At 52.4% G+C, this 21,085-nt stretch carries 16 protein-coding genes; all 16 read right to left on the bottom strand.

All coding sequences use genetic code 11. The features are described 5' to 3' along the window. Nucleotides 1-70 precede the first annotated feature (70 nt). Nucleotides 71-2,251, bottom strand: a complete 2,181-nt coding sequence (locus L6H70_RS26295; protein WP_236337191.1) for a methyl-accepting chemotaxis protein — start codon at nt 2,249-2,251, stop codon at nt 71-73. A gap of 438 nt (nt 2,252-2,689) precedes the next feature. Continuing rightward, on the bottom strand, nt 2,690-2,929 hold the full coding sequence (locus tag L6H70_RS26300) for an aspartyl-phosphate phosphatase Spo0E family protein (RefSeq protein ID WP_236337192.1): 240 nt from the start codon (nt 2,927-2,929) through the stop codon (nt 2,690-2,692). Between the two features lie 225 nt (nt 2,930-3,154). Then, a complete protein-coding gene (locus L6H70_RS26305) occupies nt 3,155-4,561 on the bottom strand; it encodes a helix-turn-helix domain-containing protein (protein ID WP_236337194.1) in 1,407 nt (468 codons plus the stop codon). A 349-nt stretch (nt 4,562-4,910) separates the two neighbouring features. After that, nucleotides 4,911-6,224, bottom strand: a complete 1,314-nt coding sequence (locus L6H70_RS26310; protein WP_236337196.1) for a tetratricopeptide repeat protein — start codon at nt 6,222-6,224, stop codon at nt 4,911-4,913. Nucleotides 6,225-6,513: 289 nt separating this feature from the next. Continuing rightward, entirely contained in the window at nt 6,514-7,779 is a 1,266-nt protein-coding gene (gene purD, locus L6H70_RS26315; protein ID WP_236337198.1) for a phosphoribosylamine--glycine ligase, read from the bottom strand. Nucleotides 7,780-7,805: 26 nt separating this feature from the next. Next, nucleotides 7,806-9,353 (bottom strand): bifunctional phosphoribosylaminoimidazolecarboxamide formyltransferase/IMP cyclohydrolase, encoded by a 1,548-nt coding sequence (gene purH, locus L6H70_RS26320; protein ID WP_236337199.1) that lies wholly within the window; start codon nt 9,351-9,353, stop codon nt 7,806-7,808. 250 nt (nt 9,354-9,603) lie between these two features. Continuing rightward, complete coding sequence (gene purN / locus L6H70_RS26325; protein WP_236337200.1) at nt 9,604-10,218, bottom strand: phosphoribosylglycinamide formyltransferase; 615 nt, start codon at nt 10,216-10,218, stop codon at nt 9,604-9,606. Further along, nucleotides 10,218-11,258, bottom strand: a complete 1,041-nt coding sequence (gene purM, locus L6H70_RS26330; RefSeq protein ID WP_236337201.1) for a phosphoribosylformylglycinamidine cyclo-ligase — start codon at nt 11,256-11,258, stop codon at nt 10,218-10,220. Before purM ends, purN begins: the two co-directional genes overlap by 1 nt. A gap of 570 nt (nt 11,259-11,828) precedes the next feature. Continuing rightward, on the bottom strand, nt 11,829-13,325 hold the full coding sequence (gene purF, locus L6H70_RS26335) for an amidophosphoribosyltransferase (protein ID WP_054943870.1): 1,497 nt from the start codon (nt 13,323-13,325) through the stop codon (nt 11,829-11,831). Next, nucleotides 13,310-15,556, bottom strand: a complete 2,247-nt coding sequence (gene purL, locus L6H70_RS26340) for a phosphoribosylformylglycinamidine synthase subunit PurL (protein ID WP_236337202.1) — start codon at nt 15,554-15,556, stop codon at nt 13,310-13,312. Before purL ends, purF begins: the two co-directional genes overlap by 16 nt. Further along, nucleotides 15,534-16,223 carry a phosphoribosylformylglycinamidine synthase subunit PurQ gene (gene purQ / locus L6H70_RS26345; RefSeq protein WP_236337203.1) on the bottom strand — a complete coding sequence of 230 codons (690 nt, stop codon included), beginning with the start codon at nt 16,221-16,223 and terminating at the stop codon, nt 15,534-15,536. The genes purL and purQ overlap by 23 nt, the downstream gene beginning before the upstream one ends. A gap of 5 nt (nt 16,224-16,228) precedes the next feature. After that, a complete protein-coding gene (purS, locus tag L6H70_RS26350; RefSeq protein WP_019913657.1) occupies nt 16,229-16,474 on the bottom strand; it encodes a phosphoribosylformylglycinamidine synthase subunit PurS in 246 nt (81 codons plus the stop codon). 169 nt (nt 16,475-16,643) lie between these two features. Further along, nucleotides 16,644-17,534, bottom strand: coding sequence for a phosphoribosylaminoimidazolesuccinocarboxamide synthase (locus L6H70_RS26355; RefSeq protein WP_236337204.1), 891 nt, complete (start codon nt 17,532-17,534; stop codon nt 16,644-16,646). 367 nt (nt 17,535-17,901) lie between these two features. Next, complete coding sequence (gene purB / locus L6H70_RS26360; protein WP_236337205.1) at nt 17,902-19,197, bottom strand: adenylosuccinate lyase; 1,296 nt, start codon at nt 19,195-19,197, stop codon at nt 17,902-17,904. 6 nt (nt 19,198-19,203) lie between these two features. After that, the gene (purK, locus tag L6H70_RS26365) at nt 19,204-20,421 is read right to left on the bottom strand and encodes a 5-(carboxyamino)imidazole ribonucleotide synthase (RefSeq protein WP_236337206.1); all 1,218 of its coding nucleotides are present in this window, start codon (nt 20,419-20,421) and stop codon (nt 19,204-19,206) included. Continuing rightward, a complete protein-coding gene (gene purE, locus L6H70_RS26370; protein WP_236337208.1) occupies nt 20,418-20,903 on the bottom strand; it encodes a 5-(carboxyamino)imidazole ribonucleotide mutase in 486 nt (161 codons plus the stop codon). Before purE ends, purK begins: the two co-directional genes overlap by 4 nt. Between the last annotated feature and the right edge of the window lie 182 nt (nt 20,904-21,085).

Here is a 21,085-nt window from a genome sequence, read left to right on the forward strand (position 1 = left end):
CACATCTTCCCATAAAAAACCAGCTTTGTGCCCCTGGCCGCAAAGCTGGTATACGAAATGCGTTAAACCTTTATGCCTTAAACCTGGATACGGCCTGCTGCAGCAGTGCCGAGCTATTCTTAATCTCGTCCATCTCCGTTACGATCTCACCCGATTTACCAATAATCTGCTCCGCTTGGACAGCAATGCTGCCGGCCCCTTCTGCCCCTTCGTTCGCAGCGCTGCTGGTCTCTCCAATCGCTGTCAGCATGCTCTGAATAGAGGCGAGAAGCTGTTCGGATGTGGCGCTGAAATCCGTCACCAGCTCATCGATATACCGGGCATCCTCGCTGTACCGCTGACCGGTCTCCTGCATGGAATCATAATCTTTCAGTACCTGGCTGTCCATAAAATGCAGCATACTCTCTGCACCCTCCACCAGCTTGGATACCGCCTTTACAACGGATTCGGTTACATCCTGAATCTCTGTAACAGTCGCGCGTGAAGTTTCAGCAAGCTTGCGGATCTCTTCAGCTACAACTGCAAACCCCCGGCCTGCATCACCTGCTCTCGCCGCTTCAATGGAGGCATTAAGCGACAGCAGATTGGTCTGCGCGGCAATTTCGAGAATCGCACCTGACAGGGCCTGGATCTGTGAGATGGACCCCGCCTGCTCTATCGCACTGCGCAGCTTCTCCTCGCTCTGCCCGTATACCTCATCTGCTTGCTGTCTGGACCGGATAGCGGCTTCCTTAAGCTTGTCAGCACGATCATTGATCTGTCCGGCCGCCTCGGCGCCTTCCTGGGCTTTGCGGGCAATGCCGCTGATAGCAGACTCGATTTCATTCGTACTGGCGTTCATTTCCTGCATAGAGGCTGCCGTCTGCTGCATCCCGGCCGACAACTCCTCGGTAATCGCCGAGATTTCCGAAATACTGCCGTCGAGTACAAATACATTCTTCTCAGTGTTGTCCAGTGCCTCTGAAATACTGTGTGAGCTCTGCTTAATGTCCTGAATCAATCTCTGCTGGGAAGACACCATATCGTTAAACCCCTTCGCCAGCACACCAATTTCATCTTTGGCCGTAACACTGGCCCGCGTTGACAGATCCCCCGTCATGGCTTTCTGGAACGCTGCTGTCAGAATGGGAATCGGCTTCAGAATACTACCCGAGACCAAATAGAGCAGTACAAACATCACTACAATAGAAATAATAATGGACAGGAAGAATATTAGCTTAAACGTTTGCAGTTCCTTCTCAGCATCCTTCTGGGGAACAATTAGTGCAACGGACCACTGTTTGTCCACCGCTGGTGCATAGGAGACATAGCTGGCTTCGCCGTCGATATCCGTCAGAATCACATTCGCGCCCCACTGAACCATTTTCTCGCCGACAGCCTTCCAGTCTGCTCCGAGATCACTCATTTTCTGCAGCAGGATATTATCTGTGTCGGGATGATAGATAAACGTCCCCGTCTTATCGATCAGTATGGCATATCCGCTGCCGTTGTAATTAAAAGCGCTCAGCGCCTGGATAATCTGCTCCGTTGAGATATCCGCCCCGGCAACCCCGATCAGCTTGCCGGCGTCATTCAGGATCGGCGCTGTAACACTGACGACCATTTTGCCTGAACCGGCATCAATGTAGGGATCCGTCACCGTCAGCTTGTTGTTCTGGACCGTGGTAGCATACCAGCCGCGTTCCTTCATATTGAAATCCGCCGGAGGCTCGAACTCATCCTGGGTAATAACCTTATTCACCGCATCCAGGCCGATATACACATTAAGCAGGTTTTTGTTGCTGTCCTTAATCAGGTTAAGCGTCTGAATTAATTCACTGTACCCCTCAGTGGTCTTGACCGTATCCGCTGAATCCACCTGTGCGATGAAGTTGCGGACATAGGCATTCGCGTTCAGCAATTCCACGCTGTCTGAAGCAGGCTGAAGCAGATCCTTGACCTTCACACTGATTTTCTCCTTCTCGTAAGAAAGGGAACTGTGCAGATCGTCCACGATAATCTGTTTGGCATTGCTATAAATAACTACCGCTACAATAGCGAAAATAGCCACAACAGACAAAATCACCGACAAAAATAGCTTGCCGCGAATCCCCATATTACGTACTGCCCCAATCGATGACTTCCATGCGAGCGGCTTCGCATTCTCCTTGGACCGGCCCGCAGGTGGAAGCAGGACTGCCCCGTCCACTGCCTTCAGTTCAGGCTTCTGCTCCTTCTCGCCTAGCTCTTCCTTGATTTTTCTTAGTGCCATAGGGCTCCTCCCACCTTCTATAAAAATGAGCCGATACTATCTTCTTATGTATGCTGCCTATGCTTTCGACTTATTTCTGCTTATTTCTGCAAAAAAACTCTTTATCCCTTTAACGTTTTGCATCGAGCTGTGAAAAAACTGTGTCCATGTCAGCTTTTTTCAGAAAAAAGCGAATCAAATAAACATTTTCATCAGTAAACATTCATTTATTAACATAAATATCGGTAAATCCGGGGTTAATGATGAATTTAATGTTAGGTTTAATATCATTGAAGGAGGTATTGCGTTCAATAAAGATGGAGTAATTGGCAGAATTAAAGCAGGGGATTCGCAAAAAGAGGAAGCGGATGCGGCAGAGAATAATTCAAATGTTGTGCAAGCGTTTTGCCGCAACCACGAACAGGTACTGCCCTATGATACTTCTGAGCGTAGAGTCGTTCAGATATAACGCAGACGCAGTGATTGTGCCGGCCATAGCCCCTCGCTCGCAGGTTCATTGCTGTGCAGGGAGCCCATTAACTCTTTGAAGTAATACCGGTTGTATTCATTTATAAGTTCGTCGAGTACCATCGATTGATGGAGCACGGCGGGATGGCCCAGGTAGAATTTCTCTTCGAGCTTATTTAAGTTGTGCCGGGCTTGTTCGATACTTTGCTTGAGAATCTCTGATTCTTTCACCTTTTATCCCTCCTTTTGATAGTATTGTAAAAGACTATGCCTTTCTCCATGTGAAATTTTTTTCAGATAAATAATAAAAAATATGAAAAGAAAAAGACCAGCCGGGGGCTGGTCTTGGGAAACCGAACTAACTACCAAATAAATACGGATTACGCACCACCATGTACATTTAAAGGAACAAAAATCGCTTGAGATATGCCTGGAATCACAGCTCCTAATAACAAACTACTTACCACTAACAACGCCGCCACTTTTCTTTTCATTTTTACCAATCTCCTTTTTCATTAAATTTTGGTATTCAAGCTGTATATCAAATGATGCGTAATCCCGGAATCGTTCAAACAATCTCACAAATGAAAGAATACGCGGCTCATTATTAATAGAATCAGCTTTCACTAAGCCGTGCAACAGATATGTAAACCCTTCTGAGTAATCCCCATTCCATAAATAATAATAGGCTAATTCATAGAAACATAGCGTAGACTCCTCAGCTATGATTTGATGCGTGTATATGCCTATGGACTCCGGTTGTAGCGTTACATAATGCAAAACCCGAGATTTATATTTTTCCAGAATATGATTTATTTTAAAATCAAATCTATTGGCAGCTTTTACAATATTCAGAATCCCGATTAATATTTCATCCTCATCCTGGTCAATGAATGCTAAATAATCAGAAATGATACCTTCCTCTCCGAGCAGAAGTCTGCAGACGAAAATATTCGCCTTTGACCACCCCTCGTAAAGTTTAACCCACTTTTCTGTTTCGTCATCCCTATCCTTAACCCAGCTTAAGTCTACATACTTATATGCATATTGAAGTGCCTCTTCATAAGCTTCTCTTGCATCACAAACGCTGCCTCGCAGCAGATACGAAAATGACAAATATACAAAGAGTGGTCGCTTCAATTTTTTTTTAGGCTCATCTCTTTTGTGTCCGGGCTTAGACGCCAACTGTAGCTGTATCTTGGCTTTAGTTCCTAGTTCTTCTGCGATTTCATCGACCTTATCCCAACGACGTAATGATCTGTATGTATTAGCCAGATCCCTCAAAGCATCAAGCTGATCGATTTCATCCAGCCTGTCCACAAAAGGTTCGAATTGAATCGCCGCTTGAAGATTGCGCTCCTGATTATCACTCATCCGGAGCGTAAACAGCCGGTACTGGCAAAAGGCCAGACGTTCCGAATGCTGTCTTCTTTCGCTTGCGGCAACGCTCTCATAGAGAATAACAGCGGCCTTATGTTTGCCGGCAGTAAAAAACTCTTCAGCAACTTCAAACAGCAGCGGCGAATAGGTCAAGTTGTCGAGCAGCAGCTGCACTGACCTGCGGATGCAGTCCAGACTGTCCAGCTCCGCACAGCGGAAAAGGAACGGCCTGATTCTGCGCCAGTTAGGCACAGTCTCTACAATACACTCCTGAATATATTGCTCATAGTAATAACCTTCCGGCAGGTTTAGCACCTTAGTCATCCTGTCCAGCTGGTCAACCGCCATAATCCTGTTTCCTTTCAGAATGGAGCTGACGGTCCCGGCATTCAGGCCTGCCTTCCTGCCTAGTTGGCTGAGATTTAAGCCTTCCCGTTCAATGAAATCTTCCAGCTCGCTGCGAATCGTGGTTGTGTAGTTCAATTAACCACCCCCTAAAAGGAACATCGGCAGTACATGCAGTATCCTCTGCTTCTTCGCTGATAACTGATAACATTTTCTAATATATTACAAATATAGCCAATTACTTTAGACTCGTCAACAGTTTTTTTTCTCTTTATCCCCATTTTTTTGCAGCATATTATATAATAAAACTTTTGTCCTACTTTGATGATAAAACCTATGTATTTAGACCAATACAACATAAAATAGCCCCTCAATGCGGTGGGGCTTTAGCTCCGCTGATACTCAGGTACTTTGACAGGATTCCAAAACATAACAATACATATCTTCAAAAAAAGCTGCCGGGGGATTTCCCGGCAGCTCTACATTTCTATTGCTTCAGCATCCATTTTAATAAATCCGGCACACTTGCCCATAAACGGGAATGCATAATAACGTATTCGATCGCTTCATTGGAGTCACCCATGCCGACAAAATCCGGAAGATTATGCGGCAGCCGTTTCACACCCAGTAAATAATCAGGCACATGCTTGTTCACTCCGCGCGCTACACGGTAGAGCATTTTGAGCTGGGAGGTGATTCCGTTCTTTTTATACTCCAGGACAATCCGGTCATAGGCAAAAGCCGCTGCCGCATCCTCCTTGCCGTATTTCTTAAGCACCTGCTCCGCCTCTTTCAGCTGATTGCTGTAGAGGTACACCGCAGCCAGCAAATAACGCGCTCCGGTATTGTCATCGGGATTAAGCTCCAGAATATGCTCCAGCGTCTGTGCCGCTTCTTCTGCTTTTCCGCCAAACCAGCAGGATTCGGCATAGCTCTTGCATATACGGATATAAGGACGGGTTTCATGAAGACCCCAGAAATGGCCTTTATTCTTCGCAAAAAAATCCTCGCCCAGCTCACGTCCGGCGGCAGCGATCCCTGCTTTCAGCAAAGCCCGTGCCTCCTGCTCATTCTCTGACTCCTCGGCGAGGATCAGGTAGGCATCTGAGTTATCCGGATAAATCTCCAGTGCCGCTTCCGCCAGCTGAATCCGCCGCTTCACAGAGGTGGCTTCCATGGATTTATGCAGCAGCATCTGCGACTTCTCTCTGGGCGTGCCCGGACCGTTGAGGACGAGCAGTTCATCCGATTCTCCGCCCATGCCGTATTCCTCTATATAGTTGAGTATTTCCTTTACCTTACGGGAGATGGTTGCCGTGGTAACCTCATACTTTTCGGCCAGCCCAGTCTGGGTCAAAGTGAATCCGTATTCCTCGGATAGTATATATTCAATGGCTGCGCAGAACGAGCCCGATTTCTTCACCGCAGGTTTGGTCTGGCGGGAGAAGCCGTTCCAGAGAACCAGTGCTTCAAAAATCAGTTCCCGCTCGTACTGCTCCCTCATGCTCTCAATCAGCTGCAATGCCAGCTGTTCATGGGCCGGATGCTCCCATTTCAGCTCACGTGCAACCATTTTTTTCAGCTTGGTCAGCGTAAGCTTGCTTTCAGGCCGGACGACCGCTTCTGGAGCCGCAGGCATCGCCTCCGGTTCAGCTATTACAGCCTCACGGGCTGCCGCCTCTTCCGTTGTTACGAGCCGCAGTATGGACTCCACCGCTGACGTTTCTTTACCCAGGCAGCATCTTTTGTATTTTTTCCCGCTTCCGCATGGGCATAAGTCATTTCTTCCAACCTTACTCAAAAGTGATTCCCCCTTAAATCTGTGGCTAGCCATTCGCATAAGCGTATCGCTACTTTTGCACTATAAGTATCTTTTCCCGGCACGAGGCATTCTATATAAGTCAGCAGGCACGCCATACGTAAAAAACTGATTTAAAAAAGGCCTTTCCATGAAAGGAAAGACCCTTTATCTGTATATATCCGCACATTTTTCCCCCGTACGTGTTGTATTATAGCACTTCTTCTATCACTTGTCAGTCCTTTTTTGGGACTAATAGCGTAAAAATTTGCTAGGTTGCAGTTCTTTATCCTCAGATCAGCGCCTTCATGGCAATATCACTGCGGTTCTGCTTTCCTGCGAAATGAATCTTATCCGCACTTGTGTATGCTGCATTTCGGGCTTCGGCAATATTCGCCCCCCGGCCTACAACACCAAGTACACGTCCGCCGTTTGTGATCCAGCGCCCTTCCTCATCCCGCGCCGTTCCTGCGTGGAATACGAGTCCGTCTCCGGCTTCCGCAAGCCCGGTAATCGGCACGCCCTTTGGATAAGATCCCGGATAACCCTCGGAGGCCAGGACCACGCATACAGCCGCCTCATCGCTCCACTCAATGTTGATATCGGCAAGTCTGCCCTCAGCTACCGCCAAAAAGATCTCCAGCAGATCGCTCCGCAGACGTGGCAGCACAACCTGGGTCTCCGGATCGCCGAAACGCGCATTGAACTCAATCGTTTTCGGCTTGCCGTCCGGTGAAATCATCAGCCCTGCGAACAGCACGCCGCTGAAGGAACGGCCTTCCGCTACCATGGCTTTGGCCGTAGGCTCAATAATCGTCTTGACCGCCTCACGGATAATGGCTTCATCAATATGCGGCAGGGGGGAATAAGTCCCCATACCGCCTGTATTAGGCCCCTTATCACCGTCGAATATCGGCTTGTGATCCTGCGCAGCCGCCATCGGGCGCACGGTCTCTCCGTCGACAAAAGCGAGAATCGACATTTCCTGTCCGGCCAGAAACTCTTCAATCACGACCTGGGCGCCGGCTTCGCCGAACACCTTGGCCACCATAATATCACGCAGCGCCTGCTCGGCTTCCTCGCGCGAATAAGCAACAGTAACCCCTTTGCCGGCAGCCAGGCCATCGGCCTTGATAACAATCGGTAATCCCTGCCCGCGCAAATAGGCAAGCGCAGCTTCATAATCGCTGAACTTCTCGTAGGCTGCTGTCGGAATACGATATTTGTGGAGCAGGTCCTTCATGAACGTTTTACTGCCTTCAATTTCAGCCGCATTCTTGCGTGGACCGAATACCGGAATGTTCTGCGCTTCGAACGCGTCGACAATTCCTGCTGCCAGCGGATCATCGGGACCGATGACAGCAAGTCCTACTTCATGCTCTTTGGCAAACGCAGTCAGCTTATCAAACTCAAATACACCGATCGGCACACATTCCGCCAGCTGGGCAATCCCGGCATTGCCGGGTGCACAGTAGATTTTACCGGCTGCGGGGCTTTGGGACAGCTTCCAGATGATCGCATGCTCCCGGCCGCCGCTGCCGACCACTAAAATATCCATTGAAATGAAATCCTCCCCGAGTAATTCTAGTGTTTGAAATGGCGGACGCCGGTGAAGACCATAGCGATTCCGTATTCATTGGCAACCTTGATCGATTCCTCGTCTTTGATCGACCCGCCTGGCTGAATTACAGCGGTAATTCCTGCTTTTGCTGCAAGTTCAAGCGTATCGCCCATCGGGAAAAAGGCATCAGAAGCCAGTACAGCACCCTTGGCTTTCTCTCCAGCCTGTTCAATCGCAATTTTCGCGGAACCGACACGATTCATTTGGCCTGCGCCGACGCCGACCGTCATATCATCCGCTGCCAGTACAATGGCGTTAGACTTCACATGCTTAACCACTTTCCAGCCGAACAGCAGCTGCTTAAGCTCTTCTTCTGTAGGCTTGCGGTCCGTAACGACCTGCAGGTCATCCGGATTCACGGAGTGCACGTCGCTCTCCTGCACAACCATCCCGCCCTCAATGGAAGTCACAACAAAGCTGCTCTTGCGTGCCGCTGCGGCACTCAGATTACCGATCTTGAGCAGGCGAATATTTTTCTTCTTCGTCAAGATTTCCAGCGCTTCTTCGGTGAAGCCCGGAGCCAGGACGATCTCGAGGAAAATATCCTTAAGCAGATTTGCAGTGTCCGCATCGATGATCCGGTTCGCGGCAACAATTCCGCCGAAGATCGAGGTCGGATCAGCGTTGTAAGCTTTTTGATAAGCCTCATATACACTTGTTCCCACGCCTACGCCGCATGGATTCATATGCTTAATGGCCACAACCGCAGGTTCTTCGAATTCCTTCACGATCTGTAGCGCCGCGTTGGCATCATTGATATTGTTATAGGACAATTCCTTACCGTGCAGCTGCTCGGCAGCTGTCAGCGTATCCTGCGCCGCTAGAGGCTTGCGGTAGAATGCCGCCTTCTGATGCGGGTTCTCCCCGTAACGCAGATCCTGGATTTTCTCGTAAGTCACTGTATAGCGCTCAGGCAGTGGTTCACCGGTCACATTAGCCAGATAATCGGCAATCAGGGCATCGTAAGCCGCCGTATGGCGGAACACTTTTGCTGCAAGACGTTTGCGGGTTTCAAGTGTCGTATCCCCGCCTGCACGCACTTCTTCAAGCACATTGGCATAATCAGCCGCATCCACAACCACACTAACAAAAGCGTGGTTCTTCGCTGCTGAACGCAGCATCGTCGGTCCGCCGATATCGATATTCTCGATCGCTTCCTCGTACGATACATCGGGCTTAGCAATCGTCTCCGCGAACGGATACAGATTCACCACTACCAGATCAATGTAGTCAAGGCCAAGCTCAGTCATCTGCCGTGTGTGCTCCTCATTGTCACGAACCGCAAGCAGGCCGCTGTGTACAGCAGGATGCAGCGTTTTAACGCGTCCGTCCATGATTTCGGGGAAGCCTGTTACATCGGAGATACCGATAACCGGTACGCCTTCTTTAGCCAAAAGTGTGCTAGTGCCGCCTGTGGAGATAATTTCTACGCCTAGTGCAGACAACTCGCGGCAAAAATCCACGATGCCCTGTTTGTCCGATACGCTGACCAGCGCTCTTTTGATACTCACTTGAATAGTCCTCCTCCGGATGATGCTAGATTAGTATTATTTGACTAGAGACTCTTGTTATATAAACGACACTGTAACGGTCTATCATCGACACAACAGCCGTCAACCGACAACAACTAAATGTTTGTGCAATATTTCCCGAGAAATATCAGAACCCGCGGATGGTGTGCAGAGTGTCGAAAAAAGCTGCAGGTATAAGACATAATTTCAGTTATATGTCCCTGCAATGCCATTCCCACCTGTGATAAATCTACTGACGGACAATAACGTGTCTTCCGTGCAGTTCTACCTTTCCGGCGGCAAAAGCGCCCACGACCTCGGGATACAGCTCGTACTCCACCTGATGAATCCGTTCCGCCAGCGACTCGGCCGTATCCCCGGCTTCTACCGCCACACTGCGCTGGGCAATAACCGGTCCGGTATCCATGCCTCCGTCGACAAAATGCACCGTCACTCCTGTAAGCTTCACACCATAATCCAGTGCCTGTCCAATCGCGTCTTTCCCGGCAAAGGCCGGCAGCAGTGAAGGATGAATGTTGATAATCCGGCCGGCAAATGGCTCCAGCAGTACCGGGGTGATCAGCCGCATGTAACCGGCAAGTACGATCAGACCGATGTCCCGGCGCTTCAGCTCGGCAACAATCTCCGCCTCGTAAAGCTCACGGCTGGCGAAGTCCTTCGGCCGCAACAGGAGGGCGGGTACGCCCGCAGCCTCCGCACGCTGTGCTACAAGCGCTTCCGGCCGGTCGGAAACCAGCAGCTCAATGCTTCCCTCACCAAGCTGCCCGGCTCTCTGAGCTTCAATAAGTGCGGCAAAATTGCTGCCCTGCCCGGAGGCAAATACAGCGATCCGGCTGCTGCTCATCACACCTCAGCTCCAGTAAAGGTAACAATGCGCTCTCCTTCAGTCACCGTTCCGATCAAATAAGCCTCTTCACCGCTAGCCTTCAGCAGCTCAAGCGCACGTTCTCCGTCCGCAGCAGGAACAACCAGGACAAGGCCGATACCCATATTAAAAGTAGTGAACATATCCCGATTGCTTACACTGCCTTTGCTCTGCATCAAGCCGAACACCGGCTGAATTGGCCAGGACCCATAGTTGATTTCCACGTTCACGTTATCCGGCAGCATCCGCGGAATATTCTCGATGAAGCCGCCGCCGGTAATATGCGCCATGCCTTTAACCTTGACCTGCTCCAGCAGTGCCAGCAAAGGCTTGACGTAGATTTTGGTTGGAGCCAGCAGGACATCCACAAGCGGAGCGCCCAGCTCAGGAAGGACATCATTCAAGTCATAGCCGGCTTGTTCCAGCAAAAGCTTGCGCACCAGCGAGAAGCCATTGCTGTGTATTCCGCTGGAAGCGAGGCCAATTACCGTATCGCCAGGTGCAATATCCGCACCGGTAACGAGCTTGGCTTTGTCAGCCACACCCACCGTAAAGCCGGCGATATCGTACTCACCCGCAGCATACATGCCCGGCATTTCCGCCGTTTCGCCGCCGATTAACGCGCAGCCTGCCTGATGGCAGCCTTCCGCAATTCCGGCCACGATGGCTTCGATCTTCTCCGGCACGACTTTGTCGCAGGCCAGATAGTCCAGGAAGAAGAGCGGCTCTGCACCTTGTACCACGATGTCGTTGACACACATCGCTACAGCGTCGATGCCAATCGTATCATGCCGGTCTGCTGCGAACGCGAGCTTGAGTTTGGTGCCGACACCATCGGTTCCCGATACCAGCACCGGCTCTTCGTATTTATCTTTATTAAGACCGAACAGTGCGCCGAATCCGCCAAGCTCTGTCATGACCTCCGGACGGTATGTGCGCTTCACATGCTTCTTCATGCGTTCTACCGCTTCATTGCCAGCCGCAATATCCACTCCGGCGTTTTTATAAGCTTCCGACACTTTTGGACACCTCATTTTAGTTAGTTTAGAGCGCGGTTTCGGGGCGGCAGGGATTCTCTGGTGGTTAATGGGGCGCCATTACAAGGAATGTTTGGACTTCCGGTCGCTGTTATATTTGGATTTCCTGATTAAAACCGCTGTCCGCGGTAGAAATCCAAATATAAAGGCGAACGCTACGCTCCTACAGTTCCAAACTTCCTCTCCATGGCTTCCAACCACCTGGACAACCCGTCCGCAAGCCGAAGTTCGCGCCTTGCACACGGGCAGTGGCTCGGCGCTCTTGGCGAAGCCAAGCGCCTCGCTAAGCGAGAGGCAACCCGCTTTTGCGAAGCAAACAGACGGGGCCGCGAGCCCAAAGTGCCCGGCGGGGCCGCAGGCCGCCAGGGCCCGCAGCGACGTGAAGCGTGTCCGCAGGACAAAGCGGGCACCCACACCCACGCCCTCTTAGCAAGTTTAGAGCAAACTCCTACCGCCGAGCTTTCGTGTGGCCGGAGGGCAGCGCCCTCCGGAATCCCCCTTTGTAAGGGGGACTTAGGGGGATGGGCACCACGACTTACGGGGATGTCCACACTAGCAAGAACAGCCGTCCTTCTCTTCCCCGCCGAAATCCACCTGCGTCGGGTAATCGTTATCGAAGCAGGAGAGGCAGAGGCCCCCCTTATACTCTTCGCTGCTGTAGCCGCCGATGGACTGGATCAGTCCCTCCGGCGAGAGGAAGGACAGCGAATCGGCGTTAATCTCCTCGCACATTTCTTGAATAGTCTTGTAAGATGCAATCAGCTCACGGCGGTCAGGCGTATCGATGCCGTAGAAGCACGGATTCTTGAACGGCGGCGAAGTGATCCGCACATGCACTTCAAGCGCTCCGGCTTCGCGCAGCAGATTAACGATCCGGCGTGAGGTCGTACCGCGGACGATGGAGTCATCGATCATGACGACACGCTGGCCTTCAACGACGCGGCGTACGGCGCTGAGCTTCATCTTAACACCCTGCTCACGCAGCTCCTGGCTCGGCTGGATAAAGGTCCGGCCGGTGTATTTATTCTTGATCAATCCAAGCTCGTACGGGATACCCGTCTGCTCGGCATAGCCGATGGCTGCGGAGATACTGGAATCCGGCACACCGGTTACAATATCCGCGTCCACAAAGGATTCCAGTGCCATCCGGCTGCCCATCCGCTTGCGGGCGGAATGGAGGTTTGCGCCGTTGAGGTCACTGTCAGGACGGGCAAAATAGATATATTCCATCGCACACAGTGCTTTGCGCTTCGGTTCTGTGAAACGGTCTTCCAGGAAGCCGTTCTTATCCAGTACCAGCAGCTCGCCCGGTTCGATATCACGGACCAGAGTGGCCCCGATGACTTCAAGCGCGCAGGACTCCGAAGCGAAGACATACGCTTCACCGAGGCGGCCCATAACCAGCGGGCGCAGCCCGTGCGGGTCAGAAGCGACGATCAGCTTGTCGTTGGTCATCAGCAGGAAGGCGAAACCGCCGACGAGCTGGCGCAGCGCATCCTTGGCTGCTTCGACAAAATCCTTCGGCGAACGTGCAATCAGATGCGCGAGCACCTCGGTGTCACTGGTGGTCTGGAAGATGGAGCCGCTCATTTCGAGCTGCTTGCGGATCAGCGGCTCGTTGACGATATTACCGTTAGTCGCAATCGCCAGATCGCCGTCGCGGTACTTGAAGACCAGCGGCTGCGCATTTGTCAGCCGGCTGTCCCCGCTGGTGGAATAACGCACATGTCCGATGGACATGTCACCGACCAGCGACGCGATTTTGTCCTTGTCGAAGACTTCCTTAACAAGGCCCATACCGCGGTGATAGTTGAAATCGCGGCCGTCCGCTACGCAGATGCCGGCACTCTCTTCACCACGATGCTGCAGGGCGTGCAGCCCATAATAAGACATGGAGGCGGCTTCCGGGTGTCCGAAGACCCCGAAGACGCCGCATTCTTCTTTTAACGTGTCAAAAATATCTCCCGAGCCCGTTCCTTCATTGTAAAAGTCGCCGGTCCACAGGATGGGGGTCTCCTGCTTGTTCCCGGTCTTTACTTCATAAGACATGGAATAGCATCCTCCCAAACGGATTTGAGTTCTGATACAGCCTCATCAAGTGCGGATGCACCGTCCAAGGATACGCGCAATCTGTCACCGCCGACAGTTCCGATGATTTCTACCGGTACGCCGTAAGCAGCAACCGCTGCTTTCAATTCTTCTGCCCGGTCAGGTGCTGCTGTCAGCACAATGCGGGATTGGGTCTCACTAAACAGCGCCACATCCGGACGCAGTCCGCCAGCGGACAACTCCACGTTAGCGCCAATACCACCGCTGATGCAGCTCTCGGCCAGTGCCGCCGCCAATCCGCCTTCGGACAGGTCATGAGCCGAGCGGACAAGACCGCTGCGGATTGTACCAAGTACAGCATCCAGCAATTTTTGTTCTGTAGCTAAATCAAGCGCAGGCGGGCGGCCTTCAGTCAAGCCGTGAACCGCATATTGGAACTCACTGCCGCCAAGCTCTGCTTTGGTTACGCCCAGCAGCAGAATGGCATCGCCCTCCTGCTTGAAGGCTTGAGTCGTAATGTGATCCGTATCTTCAACCAGACCCACCATACCGACAACCGGAGTCGGATAGATGGCGCCGGCAGCATTTTCGTTGTACAAGCTGACGTTACCGCCGATAACCGGCGTATCGAGCACACGGCAGGCTTCAGCCATACCGTCTACGGCACGTTCCATCTGCCAGAAAATCTCCGGCTTCTCCGGGCTGCCGAAGTTCAGATTGTCCGTAATCGCCAGCGGTTTAGCGCCGGAGCAGACAATGTTGCGGGCCGCTTCACTTACCGCAATGCGTCCGCCGACTTCAGGGTCCAGATAGACATATCGTCCGTTGCAGTCTGTAGTCATAGCCAGACCTTTGCGTGTGCCATGGATCGTAACCACTGCAGCATCGGAGCCCGGACGAACCGCCGTGCTGGTGCGGACCATATAATCGTATTGGTTATAGACCCAGGCTTTGCTTGCCACTGTAGGCGAAGCCAGTACCGTGCGCAATGCGCCGCCGAGATCGGTAACTTCTTCATAACGAAGGGTATCTACGTTTGCATTCTCTTCATAGTAAGCCGGAACTGCTGATGGCTTCTTGTAGATTGGGCATTCATCTACCAGCGCCGTTACCGGCATATCGCCGACAACCTCACCGTGATGGAACAGCTTCAGGCGGCCGTCATCCGTTACCTTGCCCACTTTGCGGCAGATCACGCCCCAACGGTCAAAAATCTCCTGTGCCTGCGCTTCATCCTTAGGCTCAACCACGAACAGCATCCGCTCCTGGGATTCGGACAGCATCATTTCATAAGGCGTCATGCCTTCTTCACGCTGCGGCACCTGATCCAGGTACAGTTCCAGGCCGTTGCCGGCTTTACTGGCCATCTCAGCACTGGAACAGGTTAACCCTGCTGCACCCATGTCCTGGATACCAAGCACGATACCGCTGTCGATCAGCTCAAGGCACGATTCCATCACCAGCTTCTCCATAAACGGGTCGCCGACTTGAACCGCTGTTTTCTTGGCTTCGGATTCCTCGCTCAGCTCTACAGAAGCAAAGGTAGCACCGTGAATACCGTCGCGTCCGGTAGGAGGACCAACGTAGAACACAGGGTTTCCTACACCTTTGGCGACACCGCGCTGGATTTTATCATGATCAATCAGTCCGACACACATTGCGTTAACCAGCGGATTGCCGTCATAGCTGTTGTCGAACATAATTTCCCCGCCGACGGTTGGGATTCCGATACAGTTGCCGTAGCCAGCGATGCCGGACACGACATGCTCGAACAAATATTTTACCCGGTCGCTCTCAAGCTTCCCGAAACGCAGGGAATTGAGCAGCGCTACCGGTCTTGCACCCATGGAGAAAATATCGCGGATAATCCCGCCCACCCCGGTCGCCGCGCCCTGATAAGGCTCAACAGCCGACGGATGGTTGTGGCTTTCGATTTTGAATACAACCGCCTGGTTGTCTCCGATGTCCACGATGCCCGCGCCTTCGCCCGGACCCATCAGTACACGCGGACCGCTTGTCGGAAAACGTCCAAGAAGCGGCTTGGAGTTCTTATATGCGCAGTGCTCGGACCACATTACGCTGAATACGCCGATTTCGGTATAGTTAGGCTTACGGCCCATGAAAGAAGTGATGAGCTCATATTCGCTGTCCGATACTCCGAATTGACTGTAGATTTTCTGCTCCGCGATTTGCTCTGCGGTCGGCTCCTTAGCGGATACTTGCTGCGTCATAACGATCCCTCCATGTCTTGAGAATGGATGTAAACATCCGTTTGCCGTCTTCCGAACCCAGTAGGCTGTTCGCAGCGCGTTCCGGGTGAGGCATCATGCCTACTACATTACCTGCCGCGTTGCTGATTCCCGCAATATCGGCTACCGAGCCGTTAGGGTTATCGCTGTATGTGAATACGATCTGATTGTTTGCTTTGAGCGATGCCAAAGTCTCTTCATCACAGTAATAATTGCCTTCGCCATGTGCGATCGGAATGACAATTTCTTCATCCTTCGCATAATCAACCGTAAACGGGGTTGTGTTATTAACGACCTTAAGCACCGTGTCATGACAGCGGAACTTCATCGACATGTTACGACGCAGCGCACCTGGCAGCAGCCCCGCTTCGGTCAGAATCTGGAACCCGTTGCAGATGCCCAGCACGAATTTGCCCTGCTCCACCGCTTTGGCCACTTCGGCCATTACCGGAGCAAACTGGGAAATCGCGCCGCAGCGCAGATAGTCACCATAAGAGAAACCGCCCGGCACGAGAATGCAGTCATACGCCGACAAGTCAGTCGCGGTATGCCACACATAATCTACAGGTTCACCAAGGCTGTCCTCTACCGCTTTGTAGCAGTCAATGTCGCAATTGGAGCCTGGAAAGACAAGTACAGCAAATTTCATGACTTTTAGTCCTCCAATTCGTAGCGGTAATCCTCGATCACCGTGTTGGCCAGCAGCTTTTCGCACATTTCCTTCAGGCGTCCTTCCGCTTCAGCGCGGTTGTCCGTATCGAGAGTCAGCTCCATGTATTTGCCGATGCGCAGACTTTCAACTTCCTGGAAACCTACCGAATGCAGCGCCCCCTGTACTGCTACACCTTGGGGATCGAGCACGCTTTTCTTGATGGTGACATAGACTGTCGCTTTTAACATACGCTTGTAGTTCCTCCTAAAATTTAATGAGCCGATTGGGCCATAATTAACGAGATCTTCACCTGAAACTGAACCTGAACCCGCCGATAACCTTTAGATCAAAATAATTGTATAGAGTGCAACTAGCGCCTTGGCTGCAGCTTAGCAGACACGAGACATAAAAAACGGCTTACAAATCCTTGCCGGTAAGACGGTGATAGATATCCAAGTAACGGCGGCTGGTTTCTTCCACCACTTCAGGCGGCAGCGGGTCCGGCGTGCTGTTCTTGTCCCAGGAGGATGCGGAGAGATACGTCCGGACCGGCTCCTTGTCCATACTGTCAATTTCAATATCCAGTGCATATTTATCTTTAGCCCAGAAGCGTGAAGCATCCGGCGTAAAAATCTCGTCAATCAAAATCACTTTGCCGTCCAGCAGGCCGAACTCGAATTTGCAGTCCGCAAGGATGATGCCGCGCTCATTGCAATATTCTCTGGCAAAAGCGAACAGCTTCAGGCTTTTCTCCTTCAGCTCAAGGGCCAGCTCCGCACCAATCTGCTCCTGCATCTGCTCGAAAGGAATGTCTTCATCGTGTCCTACATCATTTTTAGCCGCAGGTGTAAAAATCGGCTCCGCCAGCACCGCGTTTTTGCGCAATCCTTTGGGAAGCTCAATACCGTTAACTTTTCCGGTCTCCTGATACTGACGCCAGCCTCCGCCGGTAATGCAGCCGCGCACTACACATTCAATATCGATCCGCTCCGCTTTGCGTACCACCATGACGCGGTTTTTGAGTGCCTCGCGATCCCGTACAATGTCTCCTAGCTGATCAACATCAATGTGTACCACGTGGTTTTCAATGAGATTTTTGGTCTGCCCGAACCAGAAGGCGCTAAGCCGGTTCAGCACATTTCCTTTGTCCGGCACCGCCGGGTCGAGCACATAGTCAAACGCGGAGATCCGGTCCGTTACGACGATCAGTACATGTTCCCCCAAATCGTACAATTCGCGAACCTTTCCTTTATAGAGCAGCGGTGCATTTACGAGATCCACAGCCGTGGAAACGGCAGGGTATGTCATGACCTTTCCTCCCTTGAACAAATGATCTTGCTTATATACTTGAGCTGCAAGCGCTGGAGTGTTGATTGTTCTCCGCTTCACCGGAGAATTGAAACCATTCGTTGGTTAATTGGGTCACTGCAAGGAATGTTTGGACTTCCAGCCGCTGTTGTCTCCAGATTTCTATGATTTATATCGCTTATAGCGGATGAAATCCGGAGACAAAGGCGGACGCTACCGCTCTTACAGTTCCAAAATTCCTCTCCGTTCCTCATAACTGCTTATTGTTCAATTCTGTCGCTGCCGCTCCAGAACAACAACTCCCCGGCGCCTCCGCCCGTATTATTCTCCAGCTCTTTAGTTCACCACTAACTTACCTTTTTATTAGTTAGATAAGTTCTAGCTTGCGGAAAATGGTGTCCACATGCTTAAGGTGCCAGGAAGGATTGAAGGCATCGTCGATTTCTTCCGGACTAAGCACAGCCGTGATTTCCGGAGTAGCTTCGACGATATCGCGGAACTGGGTCTGTTCTTCCCAGGCCTGCATCGCACGCGGCTGCACTGTATCGTATGCCTGTTCGCGGCTGAAGCCTTTGTCGATCAGCTTGGTCAGGATGCGGCCCGAGAACGGAACACCGTAGGTGCGGTTCATGTTGCGCTTCATATTTTCCGGGAACACGGTCAGGTTCTTCACAATGTTGCCGAAGCGGTTCAGCATGTAGTTCAGCAGCATCGTTGCATCCGGCAGGATAATCCGTTCCACAGAGGAATGCGAGATATCACGTTCATGCCAGAGCGGCACATTCTCGTAAGCTGTAACCATGTGGCCGCGGATCACGCGCGACAGTCCGGAGATGTTCTCGCAGCCGATCGGATTGCGTTTATGCGGCATCGCGGAGGAGCCTTTTTGACCTTTGGCAAAAGCCTCTTCCACCTCACGGATTTCGCTCTTTTGCAAAGCGCGGATTTCAGTGGCAAATTTGTCGAGCGATGTTGCTACCAGTGCAAGTGTAGCCATATATTCAGCATGGCGGTCACGCTGCAGCGTCTGGGTCGAGATCGGAGCCGGGCTGGTTCCCAGCTTCTTGCAGACGAATTCTTCCACGAACGGGTCGATGTTGGCATAGGTGCCGACTGCACCGGAGATTTTACCGAATTGAACGCCTTTAGCCGCATGGCGGAAGCGATCCAGGTTACGTTTCATTTCCTCATACCACAATGCCATTTTGAGACCGAAGGTTGTAGGCTCGGCATGTACACCATGGGTACGTCCCATCATCGGAGTATCTTTGTAGGCGATCGCTTTATCCTTGAGAATTTCGATGAAATTGATGATGTCCTGCTCCAGAATCTCGTTCGCCTGACGCAGCAGGTATCCGAGCGCTGTATCCACAACATCTGTGGAAGTTAATCCGTAGTGCACCCATTTGCGCTCTGCACCTAGGCTCTCTGATACCGCACGGGTAAAGGCGATCACGTCATGACGGGTTTCCAGCTCAATTTCGTTGATTCGTTCAATATCAAACTTGGCGTCCTTGCGCAGCTTAGCCGCGTCTTCCTGCGGGATGACCCCCAGCTCAGCCCAGGCTTCACAAGCACAAATTTCTACTTCAAGCCACGCATTAAATTTATTTTCTTCGGTCCAAATGGCCCGCATCTCAGGTCTGCTGTAACGTTCGATCATATCTGTTCAGTTCCTCCAAAGGTTAGTTTGCTCTACCCAGGACAATCCGTCGCCGGTATCCTTGCAGAGCAGGTTGATATGGCCCATTTTTCGGCCGTTTTTGCTCTCGGTCTTGCCATATATATGAAGCTTGGGAGCAATCCCAAGCCGGCTTGCCGCCTCATCCGGATGTCCGGTCCGCTGAATCACACCGTCCAAATGCTCTCCGAGTACATTTACCATGACCACCGGGGTAAGCAGTGCAGTCTCACCGAGCGGCAGATTGCAGATCGCCCGGATGTGCTGCTCAAACTGCGAAGTCACACAGGCGTCCATCGTATAATGCCCCGAATTATGCGGACGCGGCGCCAGTTCATTGACGAATAATTCCCCGTCTTCCGTAACGAACATCTCCACAGCCAGCAGTCCGACTGCGTTCAGTCCGGACACTAGCCGTTCGGCCAGCTCGCAGGCCCGCTGCCGGATATCCTCCGGGACTCGCGCCGGCACAATGGACAGGTGCAGAATGTTGTTCACATGGATGTTCTCCGAAGGCGGGAAGCACTTCACTTCACCAGAGGTGCTGCGCGCGGCAATGACGGAAATTTCACACTTGAATTTCACGAATTTCTCCAGCACCAGCTCCGGTGCTTCGGCGTCTCCGTGCTGCGATGCCGCGTTAGGTGCCACCTGCCGGAAGGCTGCCTCCAGCTCTTCAAGTTGGCGGATGACGGCTTGTCCCTTGCCGTCATATCCCCCTGTGGCGGTCTTCAGCACACAGGGCAGGCCCAGCTCGGCAGCCGCGGCGGTAAGCTCCGCCAGGCTGCCGACCTTGCGGTACGGGGCAACGGGCACGCCCGCAGCCTCGATCGCGGCCTTCTCGCGCAGCCGGTGCTGCGTCGTATACAGCAGCTCGCTGCCCTGCGGCACGTACGATTCCTCCGTCAGCAAGGCGGCTACGCCGGCGTCGACGTTCTCGAACTCGTACGTGATAACGTCCGCGCGCTGCGCCAACTCCCGCGCCGCGTCGCGGTCATTGTACGCCGCGGTGATCTGCGGCGTTACTTGCCCGCAGGGCGCATCCGGCGCAGGGTCCAGCGCCACGAAGCGGTACCCCATGGCGCTGCCGGCCAGCGCCATCATGCGGCCGAGCTGGCCGCCGCCGAGCACGCCGATCGTCGTCCGGCCCGGCAGCAGCGTGCGGGCTGCATCCAAAGCACCGGCCTTCAATTCTTCGTGCCTCATAAGCTGTCGCTGCTTTCCAGCACTTCGTGCTCTATCGCTTCACGACGCTGCTGTACCCGGCCTTGTACCTCCGGATCAAAGGCACCGATGATCTGCGCCGCAAGTAAGCCTGCATTGGTTGCACCTGCACGCCCAATCGCCACGGTGGCCACCGGGATTCCTCCCGGCATCTGCACAATAGATAGCAGCGAATCCAGGCCGTTCAGTGCTTTGGACTGCACCGGCACACCGATAACGGGCAGAATCGTCTTTGCCGCGACCATGCCCGGCAGATGTGCTGCACCGCCCGCTCCGGCAATAATAACCCGGAGACCGCGTGCTGCCGCTTCCTCCGCATAGCGGAACATCAGATCCGGCGTACGATGTGCAGAGATGACTTTTTTCTCATACGGAACTTTCAGCTCTTCCAGCACGGCACAGGCATACTCCATCGTTTCCCAATCGGATTTGCTGCCCATGATAACTCCAACCTGCACAGACATGTTTCAACCTACCTTCCGCTCAATATAGAAACTCATTTGCTTTAAGTTGTCCCGTTTCTCACTAGTTTTCCATAAATCCGAAAAAAAAAGCCCGGATTCCAGACGCATTTTGCTGCGGGTGGACCCAGACTACTGCAGGAATCAGGAGAGGACTGCTCCGCTATCCGCCAGAGGCGGAGATC

This window comes from Paenibacillus auburnensis, from assembly GCF_927798115.1.
In the GTDB taxonomy this organism is placed as follows: domain Bacteria; phylum Bacillota; class Bacilli; order Paenibacillales; family Paenibacillaceae; genus Paenibacillus_AQ; species Paenibacillus_AQ auburnensis.

What these genes read in the sequence shown, in the direction of transcription:
- L6H70_RS26295 (WP_236337191.1), bottom strand. Translation starts at nt 2,251, where the DNA reads ATGGCACTAAGAAAAATCAAGGAAGAGCTAGGCGAGAAGGAGCAGAAG.
- purD (WP_236337198.1), bottom strand. Translation starts at nt 7,779, where the DNA reads ATGGATATTTTAGTGGTCGGCAGCGGCGGCCGGGAGCATGCGATCATC.
- purN (WP_236337200.1), bottom strand. Translation starts at nt 10,218, where the DNA reads ATGAGCAGCAGCCGGATCGCTGTATTTGCCTCCGGGCAGGGCAGCAAT.
- purF (WP_054943870.1), bottom strand. Translation starts at nt 13,325, where the DNA reads ATGTCTTATGAAGTAAAGACCGGGAACAAGCAGGAGACCCCCATCCTG.
- purL (WP_236337202.1), bottom strand. Translation starts at nt 15,556, where the DNA reads ATGACGCAGCAAGTATCCGCTAAGGAGCCGACCGCAGAGCAAATCGCG.
- purQ (WP_236337203.1), bottom strand. Translation starts at nt 16,223, where the DNA reads ATGAAATTTGCTGTACTTGTCTTTCCAGGCTCCAATTGCGACATTGAC.
- purS (WP_019913657.1), bottom strand. Translation starts at nt 16,474, where the DNA reads ATGTTAAAAGCGACAGTCTATGTCACCATCAAGAAAAGCGTGCTCGAT.
- L6H70_RS26355 (WP_236337204.1), bottom strand. Translation starts at nt 17,534, where the DNA reads ATGACATACCCTGCCGTTTCCACGGCTGTGGATCTCGTAAATGCACCG.
- purB (WP_236337205.1), bottom strand. Translation starts at nt 19,197, where the DNA reads ATGATCGAACGTTACAGCAGACCTGAGATGCGGGCCATTTGGACCGAA.
- purK (WP_236337206.1), bottom strand. Translation starts at nt 20,421, where the DNA reads ATGAGGCACGAAGAATTGAAGGCCGGTGCTTTGGATGCAGCCCGCACG.
- purE (WP_236337208.1), bottom strand. Translation starts at nt 20,903, where the DNA reads ATGTCTGTGCAGGTTGGAGTTATCATGGGCAGCAAATCCGATTGGGAA.